The organism is Pradoshia sp. Z5_111, from assembly GCF_058267535.1.
Genome location: NZ_JBZCPQ010000001.1, coordinates 554941 through 570211, shown reverse-complemented (window position 1 = coordinate 570211; position 15271 = coordinate 554941). Strand labels below are relative to the sequence as shown.

The window sequence follows — 15271 nt, the reverse complement described above, 5'->3', positions numbered from 1 at the left end:
TAACAGTTAACAGATGCGTTTTCAGTTATAGTTAAACCATTACTTTACAAATTTTATTTGTAAACTCAACTGGGTCATTGATTGGCAGTCCTTCTATTAATAAGGCCTGGTTATACAATAGCTCAGTATATAAATCCAGTTTGGCTTTATCCTGTTCATAAGCTGCTTTTAAAGATTGGAAGACTTCATGATTTGTGTTGATTTCCAATACTTTATCTGCCTTCACATTTTGATTGTCAGGCATAGCATTCAAGATTTTTTCCATTTCAATCGTGATTTCTCCATCAGCGGATAAACAAACAGGGTGTGTTTTTAAACGTTTGGAAGCCCGGACATCCTTCACTTTGTTTGCAAGCAATTCCTTCATATAATTGAATATTTCAGTATTTTCATCTTCTTGTTCATCTGTTTGCTTGTCTGAGGAATCGCTATTAATACCAAGATCTCCACTGGAGACAGATTTAAATTCCTTCTCTTTATAGTTCATAATCATTTTAACGGCGAACTCATCAATATCTTCAGTGAAGTATAGGATTTCATACCCTTCATCAAGAACAAGCTCTGTTTGAGGAAGCTTTTCTATTCTTTCATATGAATCACCGGTTGCATAATAAATGTATTTTTGATCCTCTGGCATTCTTGATACATACTCATCAAGTGTGACCATTTTTTTCTCTTTAGATGAGTAGAACATAAGCAGATCCTGTAAGGCTTCTTTGTTTGCTCCAAAATCACTATACACACCAAATTTAATTTGACGGCCGAAGGATTTGTAGAATGAATCGTATTTCTCACGGTTATTTTTTAATAATGATTGAAGCTCACTCTTAATTTTTTTCGAAATATTTTTTGCAATAAGCTTTAATTGTCGGTCATGCTGCAGCATTTCCCTTGAAATATTCAATGAAAGATCCTCTGAATCGACCATCCCTTTCACAAAACTGAAATGGTCAGGAAGTAAATCAGCACATTTCTCCATGATCAGAACACCGTTTGAATACAGCTCCAGCCCTTTTTCAAACTCCTTGGAATAATAATCGAACGGAATATTTTCAGGGATATAAAGAATCGCATTATAGCGGATTGTTCCATCAACATTGATGTGCAAGTGTTTAAGCGGCTTATCAAAGCCATAATGCTTCTCATGATAGAAGCTTTCATAATCTTCATCTGTTAATTCACTTTTATTCTTTTTCCAAATTGGAACCATGCTATTGATGGTTTGTTCCTCAATAATATTTTCATATTCATCTTCGCTGCCTTCAATTAGCTGCTTCTCCACGGTATCCATTTTGATTGGATAGCGAATGAAATCTGAATATTTCTTGATAATGGATTTTAGTTTATATTCGTCTAAATACTGATCAAAATCTTCTTCCTCTGAATTTTCTTTAATCGTAAGAATGATTTCAGTACCGATTGTCTCCTTTTCAGTTGGGACAATCGTGTATCCTTCCGTACCTTCTGATTCCCATTTATACGCAGTATCAGAATCAAGCGCTTTACTGATTACGGTCACTTTATCAGCTACCATAAACGCTGCATAAAAACCGACGCCGAATTGTCCGATAATATCATGGCCATCTTTGGATTCATTTTCGCTTTTAAAAGCTAAAGATCCACTTTTAGCTATCGTTCCAAGATTATTTTCAAGCTCTTCCTTAGTCATCCCAATACCGGTATCCAAGATGGATAAGGTTCTCTTTTCTTTGTCTGCACTTACTTTTATGTAATAACTTTCTTTATTAAATGTTAAGGACTCATCTGTTAATGCCTTGTAGTAAAGTTTATCAATCGCATCACTGGCATTTGAAATGAGCTCACGCAAAAATACCTCGCGCTGAGAATAAATTGAGTTAATCATCATTTCCAATAATCTTTTGGATTCCGCTTTAAATTGTTGTTTTTCCATTTTCGTCTTTACCCCTCCATCGTGTTCTGTAAAGAAAAATTATTCGGCAATTAGCACTCATTGATAACGAGTGCTAATTGCTATCTATTTTTAATTATTCACAATTTTAATATGGTGTCAATATTTGTAGGATAACTTGTTCGTGTAAAAGTAAAGTGAAGTGATTCACTGATAAGATCAACAACCTTTTAGAAATGCATATTTTATGTGGTTTTAGCAGATAGTAGGAGTGTATTTTTATTTGAGGAGTGATAATATGCCAAACTTAAATGAATTAGAACTTCAGAACCTTCGTCATATGATCGGGTCGCATGGCACCCTGGCCACAAAGCTTGATTATTATGCACAGCAATGTACAGACCCAGAAATCATACAACAGCTAAAAAAAGATGCTCAAGACGCAAGAAATCATAAAGAAGACCTAATGAAATTTTTATAAAAGGAGGATTTGTCATGCAGGAAAAAGAAATGATTAATGATTATTTATCAGGATTAAACAGTAGTCTCACAGGTTATGCGTCTATTATTGCACAGACAGAAAATCAGGAATTAAGACAAAAGGTTCAAGATATGAGAAATCAAGATGAACAAAGACAATATGAAGTCTATTTATTAGCTAAGCAAAGAGGCTATTATAAACCAGCACAGCCTGCAACTGAAGATGAAATCATGACCGTTAAGAATGAATTATCGCAGGGATAATAGACAGGTCTTTATTTAGCCCTCTTCTTGACAGGGTGGGGGTCGCTGGTTCGAACCCAGTCGGGATCATACTTCTTATGAAGGCTTAAACCTAATGATATTAAGGGTTTGAGCCTTTTTCTATTTTTAGTAAAAGTAATGTTTCCTAAAGCGATTCGCCTCCTGATAAGAATCTTTGCATGAGTATGCCTAAGATTATGAAGTGGCATGGAACCTTCGCTCTTTTAATTAAGCGCTTCACGTTTTGTTTTAAAACCACTTCGATAAATCTGTTTCCTCTTGCCAGTAAGTGTATCTGCACCGGCATCTATCCTAAACGACCATCCTTTTCGAACATTTTAACTGTCAATAAAAAAACCTCCATCTTTGTTGATGGAGGTAGGGTTGATATTAGTATGGATTTATGAAATAGAAGCATAGTTTGTACTGTAAAAGTTATCTTTCTCTATAACTTCATATGCAGGATTGAGGATCCAACTTCACTACCACCACTGTTTAACCCGCTTGATTTCATTTTTCTCTTCTACCTATTAGTCCAATTTTAGTTAATTTATGTTGATTTTTTATTTAGGACTCTTGCATTCAAAAACGCACTCGATTATTTAAGTTTAATCATTCACTAAATTGGTTGGTTTTATTAAAGTTCAACAATCGTGTACTCATACCCGATTGTAGTTATAAATTTATACATATCTCCTGTAGACATAAATAGAGTTTTAGTATTGTCATTAGGGTGAAACGTTATTAATCTTTCTGAAAGCATCTCTTTATCTAAATAGACTTTTATGTCGTGTTCATCATTGTTTAGCAATCCAAAAATAGAAACAAAACCAGGAGATAACCCCATTTTTTCCATTAACCGTTCGGAAGAACCAAAGCTTATCCGTTTTTCATTGAGAATAGTAGCAAGATGATCCATATCAAGACGCTTTGCTCCATCCATTATAACTAAATAAAACGCATTCTTTTTTTTATTGGTGAGAAAGAGTGTTTTAGTGCGTACCCCTTCTTTCCCATCAATGTATTTATCTGCTTCAGCTGTTGTCCAAACGGGAGGGTGTTCAACTACTTCAAATGGAATATTCATTTTAGTTAAGGTATTATATACAATTTGATATTGTTCCATAAAGAATAGGCCTCCATCATTACAGTTCTGAATATTGTTATTATATTAAAATATTTTATCATAAAAATCCCGAAGTATTTGCCTTCGATAAATCAATCTTGAAAAATCTTATTAATCATTTTAAATAATGATCACTAAGCTAACCAATAGACCATAACAAAAGAAACTGCGATCTGATGTGAACCCAAGAAGTTAGATTGGACTCTAACTGGGGTTTCAGTACAGATCGCAGTTCCTTTAATTTTATCAAAGCTACGCTACTAGTAAATAATTAGAATCTATAACCATTAAGTTTGCTTCGCTTATTTTAGCTACCGATTAATCAGAAATAGAAAAGCTAGTACTACAATTAATAATGCAATAAAAACTGACATCCACCCGATCTTCACCCTTATTAATAAACGGTCAACAATAAAGAATGAGATGGCAGAAATAAGACCAAAAACTTGTAACATTGATCCGAAAACAACATGAAATAAAAAGGAAGCAATTTCACGAATTACCCCTTTTTTTGAAAGCTTCCTGCTAAACCAGTCACTAAATATGGATGTCATAACCCCGTAGGTAATAACAATCATAAAATTCATATAATATAAATTATAAAATAAATCCCCTTCAAAACCCGCTGGTATAGAAAAGATAAGGGAAAATATTAAACTACTAACAACGGCCGTTACTATTTTCCTCTTTAAAATAATCGATATTTCCCCTATTTTATCTTGTTTGCTCAAACATAGCACCCCTAAGAAAGATTAGTATTTAATATAAATATTCGATAATCCATCATCTATACCCTTTTTCATTAACGTGCCCCTTTATCTCCATAAGAGGTTTAACAAAAAAACATAAATCCTTCCTGGATCAACGGACTGATAGTAGTACAATAAAAAACTGGCTACAGGATTTTAAATCCTGTAGCGCCTCAGTAGAATATTATTTTATTCGCTTAATTTCTTAATTTGGCTTAACAGATCATTATAAACAGCGATTTCCTCCAATAAACCAATTTCCGAAAGTAATTCTGAACTTAATGTGCCTGCCTCTATATTTTCTAAATACAACTCAATACCACTTGCTAGTTCCATATTATGCTCTACCACTTGATTATGGATATCCTCTAACATAGCCGGTGCTTCAAGTATATTGAATTCTTCTAATTCAGTTTGCATTTCTGTTAATAACTCTTCTAATTGAATTTTTGAATTTAAATCGTTTATTGCTGCTTCTGCTACAGTTGGTAATTCATTTGCAAATTGATTTATATCATCAATATAGTCAGTAGCTTCCGTAACATAATTTAAAGAATTTGACACTTCCTCTATTGTCGAACAACTCGTCAGAAAAATAGTCATTGGTATAATAAGCAATGATAATAATTTTTTCATTTTTTTCCTCCATCCCTCAATATAAACAAATTATATTCCTAAAAGACTCACATAATGGACAACTATATTTCATCTCATTATCAGTCTTCCGAATTATTAATATAAAATGTGATCAATGTAAGAATAGCATTTATCTTTAACAGAAGCTCTCCCACAAACCTACTGATATCTTCTAGTTTAACACATTAACCAATTACTCCATTTATTCTCGAGCCAATCAAAAGCAAACATTCAACTATAACAAAACAATCTATTCCATGATTGTATATTTAATGTTAAAAAGAATTATTGCCCACACCCTTAATCAAACCAAATAATATACTGTCGTTAGCCTATAAAAAATTGAATTAGGAGTGTATATTAATGGAATATTATAATCGACAAATTCCCGGGCTTCCCAATCTTCCGTTTCCTGTTCCAGGATGGCCTGGAACATCAACAGGGTGGCCGAATACCAATACTGGAATGCCCGGTACACCGACAGGGATGCCAGGCACAGGTGGTTCACCAACTGGGGGCACACCCCCACCTTCACAGAATACGATTAATATGTATCAATATCTTCTACAAAACCCGTCAAAAGGCCAAGAGGTTCTAACATCAGGTACATGGGTTGGTTCAGGAACTGGAACAACTTTTGGGGTGGGCTGTGATAGACGCTGGACAATTATGCTTTTAAATAATGGTCGTTATGTATTAATGTGGGTCCTATCAGCAAGTCCATTTGGTAATACTACAGGCATCATTTTTCCCGCTTTTACTTTTGCCTCTTTCCCTACATCCAGTATATTAGCTTATAGTTGCTAATTATTAATGATCTAGACATATGCAAATACCACGAATCTCTTAATATGACGGCTAAAAGTCAACCATCTGTCCACCGATACGATAAGTAGATCACTAGCGGTGGATAGATATTTTCTCTCAAAGTAAATATCTATTATTCATAAACAGTGCCAATTAATTATAGACTTTCCTGATAGTTATTGGGACCTAAATTAAATTGTCACTGATGTTGAATAAAAAGCTAATTCATAGTATTTACATAGAAATTGTTATATATTTAACAGAATAACTTATATAGGAGGAAATATACATGCAAAAAATCCCTATTATTGTTTCTACCGAATGGTTATCAAGCCGACTTGATGACCCTAAATTAAGATTAATAGACGTAACTACCCTTATGAAACCCTTAGAAAATGGCAGTATCACACTCTCATCAGGTAAGGAATCATATGAACATGAACATATACCTGGGGCGGTGTATGCAGATTTAATATATGAACTATCTGATTCCACTTCTGATTTACCATTCACTGTTCCTGACAGAGATTATTTCATAGAAAAGATTTCAGAATTAGGAATCGGCGATCAGGATACTTATACGGTAATCTATGACCGAGGAGCGGTTGTTGGGGCTCCATTTTTTGCTCCATATTGGGCATCTCGGTTAAGATGGCAGCTTAAATATGAGGGCTTAGACAATATTTCCATTTTGGATGGTGGATTGCCAAAATGGATCGAAGAAGGTCGTCCTATCACTACTGATCGAACATCCTATCCAAAAGCTTCGTTTACAAGCTATAGAAAAGATCATTTATTAGTTACAATGGATGAGGTTTTAAAATCTTTAGATGATGATTCAGTTATTCTTATTAACAGTCTGTCTCCTGAGGATTTTCGCGGTGAAACTTACAATTATCCGAGAAAAGGCCATATACCAGGCAGTGCCAATGTATTCTTCGGATGCCACACTGATTCAACAACAAAAAATATTCTTTCCGATGAAGAATTGAAGGAAAACTTTGCAGATACCGGTGTATTTGATTCCAATAAAAAAGTAATTACCTATTGCGGCGGCGGAATCGCAGCTACCTGGAATGCTTTAATCCTAGAAAAATTAGGTGTGCAAAATGTCGCTGTTTATGATGGATCCATGAATGAATGGGCCTCCAAGCCTGACCTACCATTAGTAACTGGAAGTAAATGATAGATTAATTGATAAATAGAGAAGACCCTCAATTTTTTTTCAGTTTGGGGGTCTTTTATTCTAGGTTGCAAGGTTGTGTTGAGCATCGGCTGGATTTTGTATGGGTTTGGCTGGATTATTGGTCAGGGCGGCTGGATTATCGGTTAGATTAAACTGTTAGGAAGGATTCTTACTCAAAGATAAAGAAATATGTATGCAGAAAGATATTCCGAGAATGGAGTTGGGGATTTGAATAAAGATAAAACTTTAATGAATAATGGTTCTGCAACTTCAAAAGCTACTTCTGCATATTTAGATAGGCATGGAGTTATAAAAAGAGACCTTTATCATTTTTCAGTCTCTCCAATCGCCATTGGCACACATTTAGGCAATATGGATGAAACAGACTCAAGACTTTATCAAACTTCGATTGAATATGGATTGGAAAATGGAATCAATTTTGTAGATACAGCAATTAATTATAGAGGAATGCGATCAGAACGTGATATCGGCTTAGTTTTATCTCGTTTAATTGATAATGGAACAATAAATCGCGAGGAAATAGTGATTTCTACAAAAGCTGGAATTATCCCAGGAGATATTGATATAGGGCTTGTACCTATAGATTATTTACAGAAAATACTCCTAGATTCAGCAATAGTTGAAGAAGCCGATCTACATATCGTCGGAAATCAGCGACACGTTTTGGCTCCTTCCTATTACCAGTTCGCAATCGAACAAAGTAAGAAGCATCTCAGGATAAATACCATTGACATTCATTATATACATAACCCTGAACTCTCAATGATGGTACTAGGAGAGGAAGCTTTTTATAAACAACTCGAAGTACTATTTTTATTTTATGAGGAACAAGTATCCAAGGGGAATATTCGTTATTACGGGTTTGCAACCTGGAATGGATTATTATGTAATCCTAAAGAGAAAGGGTATATATCATTGGAGAAAGTTATGAAAACTCTAATAAAAGTTGTTGGAGTAAATCACCATTTCAAATTTCTACAATTCCCCTACAACAAAATCATTCACTATGCCAAAACAAGACGAAATCAACAAGTAAATCAAAAATATCATACTGTTTTAGAAGCCGCGAAGGAATTTGGCTTAACTACAGTGACCAGCGCTCCATTTAACTTGGGTAAATTAATTGATAGAGAAGCTACGCCAGACGATCATTTACTATCCATTTTGAGAGAGCAAAACATTAGCTCAGTAATGGTGGGGATGAAACATCTCAACCATGTGATTAACAATCTCAGATTAATACAGATAAAACATTAAAAATTGAAAAGGCATAAACCTGGTTTATGCCCCTTTTGCTCTTCTTATTTAAAGTAGTTTATTCTTCAATTCTTTCAATAATTGTAGCGTTCGCCATTCCTGCTCCCTCACAAATGGCCTGTAAACCATACCGTCCCTCTATCCGTTCTAATTCATGCATTAACGTAATCATGACGCGGGCGCCACTAGCTCCTAATGGATGGCCTAGTGCAATAGCTCCTCCGTTAACATTTAATTTTTCCAGGTCAGCTCCTAGCTCCTCCATCCAGCATAAAGGAACAGGTGCGAAAGCTTCATTTACCTCATATAAATCCATATCATTAATGGTCAAACCGCTCTTTTTTAATACCATTTTAGTAGCCTCAATCGGACCCGTAAGCATTAAAGTCGGATCAGAACCTATTACTGTTCTGGATATTATTTTAAAACGTGGTTTTAATTCCAATTCAATTGCTTTCTCTTTTGACATAATAAGGAGTGCAGCAGCCCCATCACTCATTTGACTCGCGTTACCCGCATGAATAACTCCGTTTTCTTTAAATACGGTTGGCAGTGTGGCCAGCTTCTCCATTGAAGACTCACGACGCGGTCCCTCATCCTGAGTAACCACAGTTTTAGTCCCGTCATCATTAACTACTTCTACTGGCATGATTTCTCGTTCAAAACGTCCTTCATCCTGTGCCCGGATAGCCTTTTGATGACTTTTAATTGAAAATTCATCTAGCTGATTTCGGCTGAATCCCCATTTTTCTGCTATTCTCTCTGCCGACAATCCCTGGTTAATTAATTCATAACGCGAGGAGAGTTCTTCACTCGGTTTTGCATGTAACCTATTTGAACCCATTGGTACGCGCGTCATACTTTCTACTCCGCCTGCAATTACAATATCCATATCACCGCTTAAAATAGCCTGTGCAGCAAAATGAACCGCCTGTTGACTCGAGCCGCATTGACGATCAATCGTTGTGGCAGGTACATGAATAGGGAAATCGGCCATCAGTACGGCTGATCTTGCAATGTTTATGGCTTGTTCTTCAACCTGAGAAACACAGCCAATAATAACATCTTCAACCAGACCACTTGAAATACCAGCTTTCTCGGTAAGCTTACGTAAAACTCCTGCAAGTAGATCGTCCGGACGAACTGAACTGAATACACCCTTTCTTTTCCCGACTGGAGTCCTGACTGCTTCCACTATAACCGCTTCTCTCATTAAAAGTCCCCCTTTGAATTCCTCTATGAAAATAAAAGTCAATTATTGATTACTAATGATTTCATGCTATACCTTTGATACATGTCCAGAGGATAATGTGTAGATCGCTTCCTCATATTCTTGTTGTAAATTTTTAATGATCAATTCTATTGGTTCACTATCTTTAATTGACCCCACTCCTTGGCCTGCAGACCAAATATCCTTCCAAGCTTTTGCATCATTTTCTTTACGAACCACATTCATTTCGCTTTTTCCAGGTAGATTGGCAGGATCCAATCCAGCTCTTTTAATGCTTGGGATAAGATAATTGGCATTCACACCACTAAAGGTATCTGTATAGATAATATCGCTGGCATTCGATTCAATTAACATTTCTTTATACCCTTCTTTAGTAACCGCTTCCAAAGAAGCGATAAACCGAGTACCCATATAAACAAAATCAGCTCCAAGCGCTTTTGCTGCTACGATTTCTTGTCCGTTTGATATACAGCCTGCCAAAATAATGATTCCATCCCAAAATTGCTTTACTTCAGCTATAAAAGCAAAAGGATTCAATGTACCTCCATGACCACCCGCGCCATTGCAAACAAGAATTAATCCATCCACTCCAGCCTCGGCTGCTTTTTTTGCATGCTTAATGCTTATAACATCAGAAAATACCAGCCCTCCGTATTCATGGACAATCTTAACCTCATTTACTGGTTTTCCAAGCGACGTAATTACGATAGGTGGTTGGTATTTCTTTATTAACGCTAAATCACTTTCATAACGATGATTAGTCGAATGAACAATTAAGTTTACTCCCCAAGGTGCTACTTTTTTGTTTGTATGTTCCTTTTGCAATTTCGCATGCCCTTCCTTTATTTCTTGAAACCATTCCTCCAATTGTTCCTCAGTTCGTGCATTTAAGGTTGGAAAAGTACCAATTACTCCAGATTTACAGCTTGCCAGTACCATTTCAGGAGTAGAAATAATAAACATTGGTGAAACAATAATCGGCAAAAAGGCTTGCTCCGTTAATTCTTTGACACTTTCTTTTCTCATTTGTTCTCCACCTCCAAGTATTTATCATTTTTTAAATTTACAAATAACATCTCAGTTTTGCAGTGAAATAAAATCATAATTTGAGAAAAGATTATGTAACACTTCAATAAAATACTGATAATAACAATCCTGCATCGGTATCAAAATTGGTCATTGAAGCAGACGCTATAACGTCATATAATACTTTTTCAACAACAGTTAGATATTTCCTTTAATTTAACCGTAAAATGCTTGCGCTTTCTGTTTAAATATCCATATACATAGTCCTGCCTTGATATTTGTCAAATACGTTATTCATAGGGGATAAAAAAAGAAGACTTCACCAGGAAGAAATATTCCTGATGAAGTCCTCTGAATAGGGTAACAGATAGCACTGGCTATAAATGATTAAAACCCAGGCCTAATGTTTCTTGTTCAATCCCTTTTTCCTCTGAATCTGATCGTCCATATATACAAACACCAATCCAATCATTGCCCGTGCTTATTTTTTTATTTTTGCCTCTTACTATGCCATAGGTCAAGTCAACTTTTTTAAGTAAGTCACCTACTTGAATGGTTCCTCTGCCGACCCCTTGTACTGCCTCTAGAATGGTATGATATAACGTATTTCGTTCATTGTATGATTCCGAATTTATAATTCCCTGTGTTTTTGCACTTGCTTCGATGACAGAGATAATTTTATTTAAGTCGATAGATCCTATACTTCCTACAGTATACTGGCAATTCTCCATGGTTAACTGCTTCTTTATCATTTCTCCCGCTTCATTGTTATGTAAGAGTACCAATAAAGAAGTTAACTTACCCATCGTGAAATCGTGATCCTGTATGATCATTCTTAGCACCCCCTCAGTTAATAAAGCAATTGCAATTGCCAAGTGAGAATAAAATGCTCTTACACCAGTTTAATAATCACAACTTAATATTTCGTTCATCAGTGCATTTTATACATGTAAACAAAGACATTCTTGAGAGCTAACTGTATTGAACACCTTTATCTCATTACTATATATGTATTTTAATTCGAATTGATTTATTTATTTTTTTCAATAAGGAAGGATCTTATTTAAAATGTTTTATTGAATCCCCTTTAAATTATAAATATGGAAACTTAAGGTGTTATTCATTCTGTATATGCAAAACAGACCAATTTGCTATGCAAATCAGTCTGCCTTTTCAAAATTTATTTTTTTACTGTTATTTTGAGTCCTGACCATTATATTTTCTTAATCGGGCCAAAATGATCTTCTAAAGCAACCTGCAGTATGCCGATTGAGCGTTCTAGCTCTTTTTTCATTAACTTCCGGTAAATTTCTAATTCTTCTTTCCCTTTGTCCGTTAAATAATAAATAAAAACTTCCTGAACATTCTCCTGCGGATCGCCGAGTATTTCGGTTCTCTTTTTTACGAATCCGGCTTTATACAATTCTTTATAGGTTTTATAAATTTCCGTATGGGTTGGCGAATAGCCAAATGGTTTAAATTTTTCTCTTAAATCATTTAACACCATGGAACCATAGTCCCTTGGATGAGAAGCAATCTCCAGTAGATAAAGCTTTAAAAATGCTTTTTGTTTTAATAAGAACCCTCTGTTCATTCCCCTCACCTCTTACATTAAACATCCCTTTTAATCTTATAGTATCAAATTTTTGCTTTCTTGGTTGGTTTTATGATTTTTTCTTGGTGGCTGGGTTTTTAGAGAAAACCATGAAGATTTGGAACATAGTTTATTTATTTCGTATCAATGAAAATATATGTTATTTTCTCTCATAAATAGTAATTATAAATGTTACCGGAGTTATTATACTTTTAGTGTTAATTCATTGAAGTTTATTATTTTAAAGTTAAATGAACCAATAAAAAAGCGGACCCGCATGCTTAAAGCATGTAGATCCGCGCGTTTCTTGTGGTTTGAATACAATTTTAATATAGCAATGACCGTTTATTACAGTCTTGTATCCCACTTATTGCACCAAACGTTTTCATTTGGTGTACCATGGAATTCAGATTCGCCCATGATTTTGTCAATCACGGCTTTGATTGTGATTTCAGTATCTTTGTATGCGTTAATATAGCATTTTACCATTGGTACATCAGTTAAATGCGTTGTGAAGTTCAATGAAACGAATACAGTTGGAACCTCATGTACATACCAAGGAATCTCGTTTGCCATTGCCGTTTTCCATCTGATGCGGTAGTTGTTTTCTGCACCATAACCAATGACATTGGCAAATACAAGTGCTGCATCTACTTCTTCACGGTATTTTAATGTAGGGCCTTTAACACGAGTGTCACCTTCGTTAACAGTTACTTCAAAGCCTCTGCTTTCAAGCTCTTTCACAATATAGTTAAGAGTTTTATCATCGCCTTCATAAATGCCGCCTTTTTCACCTTCTAAGAAATATAGGCGAATGCGTTTATGTGTTTCTGGGCGAATTGGCAGTTGATCCAATGTGTTTTTAACAAGCGTAATCCCTTTATCTGCAGCTTGTTTAGCACGCTCGATATGATCTTCACAGCCAATTACTTTTAAATCTTCTTCATTACGGAAAATAGAACCATCTTCTTTTGCTTTGTGCAAGCCAAGTGTCGCTTTGAATCCTAAGATTCTTTCTAATGCATCCTGAAGACGTTCTTCTGTAATGATACCGTTTTTGTATCCATTTAACATGAAATTGTAATCTTCATCAATATCGTTGAAGAACAAGAACATATCACAGCCTGCTGCAATGGATTGAGGTACATATTCTTCACGTCTCATTGCTGCTGTCATTCCAAGCATATGAGATGCATCAGTCAAAACTAGACCGTTGAAGCCTAATTTACCTTTTAGGAGACCATTAATTAATTCTGGCGCTAATGTAGCTGGCAGGATATCACGATCTTCCAATTCAGGTACCAATGCTTTTTGATATTCCGGCAAAGCAATATGACCAGCCATAATAGAGTGTACACCGTTCTCAATATGGTTACGGTATACTTCACCGAAGGATTTTTCCCATTCATCTACAGACAATTCATTTACGCCCATCACTAAGTGTTGGTCACGTTCTTCTGTTCCATCACCAGGCCAGTGCTTAATGCAAACACCAACATTGCTTTCTGTTAGCCCTTTAATGTATGAATTTGTGTGCTTGATAACCGGTTCAGCAGTTGTACCGTAAGCACGAGTATTTACGATTGTATTTCTCCAGTTTTTCAGGATATCCACACATGGGTCGAAGTTCCAGTTAACACCAACCGCATGCGCTTCACGACCGCTTACATAACCGGCATCAAAGGATACTTGTTCATCACCAGAAGCTTCACACATAGCAGCTGAGGCCACATATGTACCATCGTTTACCGCACCATTACCGCCGGCATCACAGTTCGCTGCTACTAGTAATGGAATTTTGGTATCCTTTTGAAGTTCATTGATAAGTGCTTGTACTTTATCGGAGGTAGCACCCATATAACGTGCTCCGCCAATATGGTATTTTTCAAGAAGCTCTTTGTTTGTGAAGCTGTTTCCGCTGAATTTATCATCACCAAAGAAGAATAGGTTAATGAATAACTGACCAATCTTCTCTTCAACCGTCATTCCGGCAATAGTATCCTGTACCCACTTGATATCTTCATCAGAAAGATTATAAGGCTTTGCCTTTAAATCAACTTTAGGCATCGGGATATTTTTAGCGATTTTTTGAATCATCTGTACTTCCTCCAAACCTTATTTTAAGTTATCGTTGAATTCCTTGATCAATTGTTCTTGGTATTCACCTGCGAAGCTGCCGTCCAAGAATTTAGCTAGAGCTTCATTTTGGAAACGATCCCATGAGAACTTTTCTTTACCAACAAGAATTGGGTAATATAGAACATCATTTACTTCTGCAGCAGATAAATCTCCAGGAGCATCACCGATCATTAATACACGAGTGTTCTCATAACCGAATTTTTTCAATTGCTCAATGCAGTACGCTTTTGTACCAGCTTCTTGGCCAAGCATAACATCAACATGTACGTTTAATTCATGTCTTGTCCATTCATCTAATACTGCTGCGCCATTTGCAGAAGAAACAATCGCTACATCAGCAACATTATTAGCTGCAGCTAAGCCTTCTTTAGCGCCTTCAACAGGTTTGTCGTTTCCAGCCAATTCATCTTCAATTGTACGGTTAACCGCATGGCTCCATTCTAAAGCTTTCTTTAATTGCTCATCATTTGTTTCAGCAATTGCTCTTTCAAGTGAAGGATTGGAAAGTTCATTCGTTGTTTCAGCCCATTTTTTGAAAGAAGTGATATCAGGCATTTCGATGCCTTCTTTTTCTAATGCTTCAAACGTAGCGACAACGCCTTTAAAGCGGTTGATTCCTCTTGTTCTTGTGTATAGGTTGATATCATTCCATACTTTAAGGAAATGATCTTTAATGTGGTGAAGATTCCATACGTCCACTGCACGCGGTCCAAACGCTTCTTCATGTTTTACACCCATTGTATCCATTGCGCAGCCATCGGAATCTACGCATACTAAAAAGTCTTTTGATTTAACAAATTCTTTGATGTTGTCCTTCATTCCTGACTCTCCTTCTATATTAATAAGCCGATACGAATTCTTAACGAAAAAGATCCGCATCGACTT

At 35.8% G+C, this 15271-nt stretch carries 15 protein-coding genes and 1 pseudogene; 5 read left to right on the top strand and 11 right to left on the bottom strand.

Features of this window, described 5'->3' with window-relative positions:
- Nucleotides 1-31: 31 nt before the first annotated feature.
- A complete protein-coding gene (gene htpG, locus AC4D4A_RS02795; protein ID WP_490994488.1) occupies nt 32-1912 on the bottom strand; it encodes a molecular chaperone HtpG in 1881 nt (626 codons plus the stop codon).
- Between the two features lie 241 nt (nt 1913-2153).
- Here htpG and AC4D4A_RS02790 point away from each other — a divergent pair, with 241 nt between their 5' ends.
- Entirely contained in the window at nt 2154-2351 is a 198-nt protein-coding gene (locus tag AC4D4A_RS02790; protein WP_490994487.1) for a hypothetical protein, read from the top strand.
- A 14-nt stretch (nt 2352-2365) separates the two neighbouring features.
- Entirely contained in the window at nt 2366-2614 is a 249-nt protein-coding gene (locus AC4D4A_RS02785) for a spore coat protein (protein ID WP_490994486.1), read from the top strand.
- Nucleotides 2615-2847: 233 nt separating this feature from the next.
- Here AC4D4A_RS02785 and AC4D4A_RS02780 read toward each other — a convergent pair.
- From AC4D4A_RS02780 to AC4D4A_RS02765, 4 genes and pseudogenes are all read right to left on the bottom strand, one after another.
- Nucleotides 2848-2937, bottom strand: a pseudogene (locus AC4D4A_RS02780) (Arm DNA-binding domain-containing protein); the annotation flags it as partial.
- Nucleotides 2938-3251: 314 nt separating this feature from the next.
- A complete protein-coding gene (locus AC4D4A_RS02775; protein WP_490994485.1) occupies nt 3252-3740 on the bottom strand; it encodes a prolyl-tRNA synthetase associated domain-containing protein in 489 nt (162 codons plus the stop codon).
- 311 nt (nt 3741-4051) lie between these two features.
- On the bottom strand, nt 4052-4471 hold the full coding sequence (locus AC4D4A_RS02770; RefSeq protein ID WP_066103690.1) for a hypothetical protein: 420 nt from the start codon (nt 4469-4471) through the stop codon (nt 4052-4054).
- Between the two features lie 207 nt (nt 4472-4678).
- Nucleotides 4679-5125, bottom strand: coding sequence for a DUF6376 family protein (locus tag AC4D4A_RS02765; RefSeq protein ID WP_490994484.1), 447 nt, complete (start codon nt 5123-5125; stop codon nt 4679-4681).
- Between the two features lie 363 nt (nt 5126-5488).
- Between AC4D4A_RS02765 and AC4D4A_RS02760 the strand changes: the two genes are divergently transcribed.
- The 3 genes from AC4D4A_RS02760 (at nt 5489) to AC4D4A_RS02750 (ending at nt 8396) form a co-directional block, all read left to right on the top strand.
- Nucleotides 5489-5932, top strand: a complete 444-nt coding sequence (locus tag AC4D4A_RS02760; RefSeq protein ID WP_490994483.1) for a hypothetical protein — start codon at nt 5489-5491, stop codon at nt 5930-5932.
- A gap of 289 nt (nt 5933-6221) precedes the next feature.
- Complete coding sequence (locus AC4D4A_RS02755; protein ID WP_490994482.1) at nt 6222-7118, top strand: sulfurtransferase; 897 nt, start codon at nt 6222-6224, stop codon at nt 7116-7118.
- A 228-nt stretch (nt 7119-7346) separates the two neighbouring features.
- Nucleotides 7347-8396 (top strand): aldo/keto reductase, encoded by a 1050-nt coding sequence (locus tag AC4D4A_RS02750; protein WP_490994481.1) that lies wholly within the window; start codon nt 7347-7349, stop codon nt 8394-8396.
- Nucleotides 8397-8454: 58 nt separating this feature from the next.
- On the opposite strand, the gene AC4D4A_RS02745 is transcribed toward AC4D4A_RS02750, so the two are convergent.
- The 6 genes from AC4D4A_RS02745 to AC4D4A_RS02720 all read right to left on the bottom strand — a co-directional run bounded on the left by AC4D4A_RS02745 (nt 8455) and on the right by AC4D4A_RS02720 (nt 15205).
- Entirely contained in the window at nt 8455-9609 is a 1155-nt protein-coding gene (locus tag AC4D4A_RS02745; RefSeq protein WP_490994480.1) for a thiolase family protein, read from the bottom strand.
- A 66-nt stretch (nt 9610-9675) separates the two neighbouring features.
- A complete protein-coding gene (locus tag AC4D4A_RS02740; protein ID WP_490994479.1) occupies nt 9676-10653 on the bottom strand; it encodes an NAD(P)H-dependent flavin oxidoreductase in 978 nt (325 codons plus the stop codon).
- Between the two features lie 377 nt (nt 10654-11030).
- A complete protein-coding gene (locus AC4D4A_RS02735) occupies nt 11031-11486 on the bottom strand; it encodes a HutP family protein (RefSeq protein ID WP_490994478.1) in 456 nt (151 codons plus the stop codon).
- Nucleotides 11487-11866: 380 nt separating this feature from the next.
- Nucleotides 11867-12247 carry a Replication termination protein gene (locus AC4D4A_RS02730; protein ID WP_490994477.1) on the bottom strand — a complete coding sequence of 127 codons (381 nt, stop codon included), beginning with the start codon at nt 12245-12247 and terminating at the stop codon, nt 11867-11869.
- Between the two features lie 348 nt (nt 12248-12595).
- Nucleotides 12596-14344: a glycoside hydrolase family 3 protein gene (locus tag AC4D4A_RS02725; RefSeq protein WP_490994476.1), complete on the bottom strand. Its 1749-nt coding sequence runs from the start codon at nt 14342-14344 to the stop codon at nt 12596-12598.
- Between the two features lie 18 nt (nt 14345-14362).
- Nucleotides 14363-15205 (bottom strand): HAD family hydrolase, encoded by an 843-nt coding sequence (locus AC4D4A_RS02720; RefSeq protein ID WP_490994475.1) that lies wholly within the window; start codon nt 15203-15205, stop codon nt 14363-14365.
- Between the last annotated feature and the right edge of the window lie 66 nt (nt 15206-15271).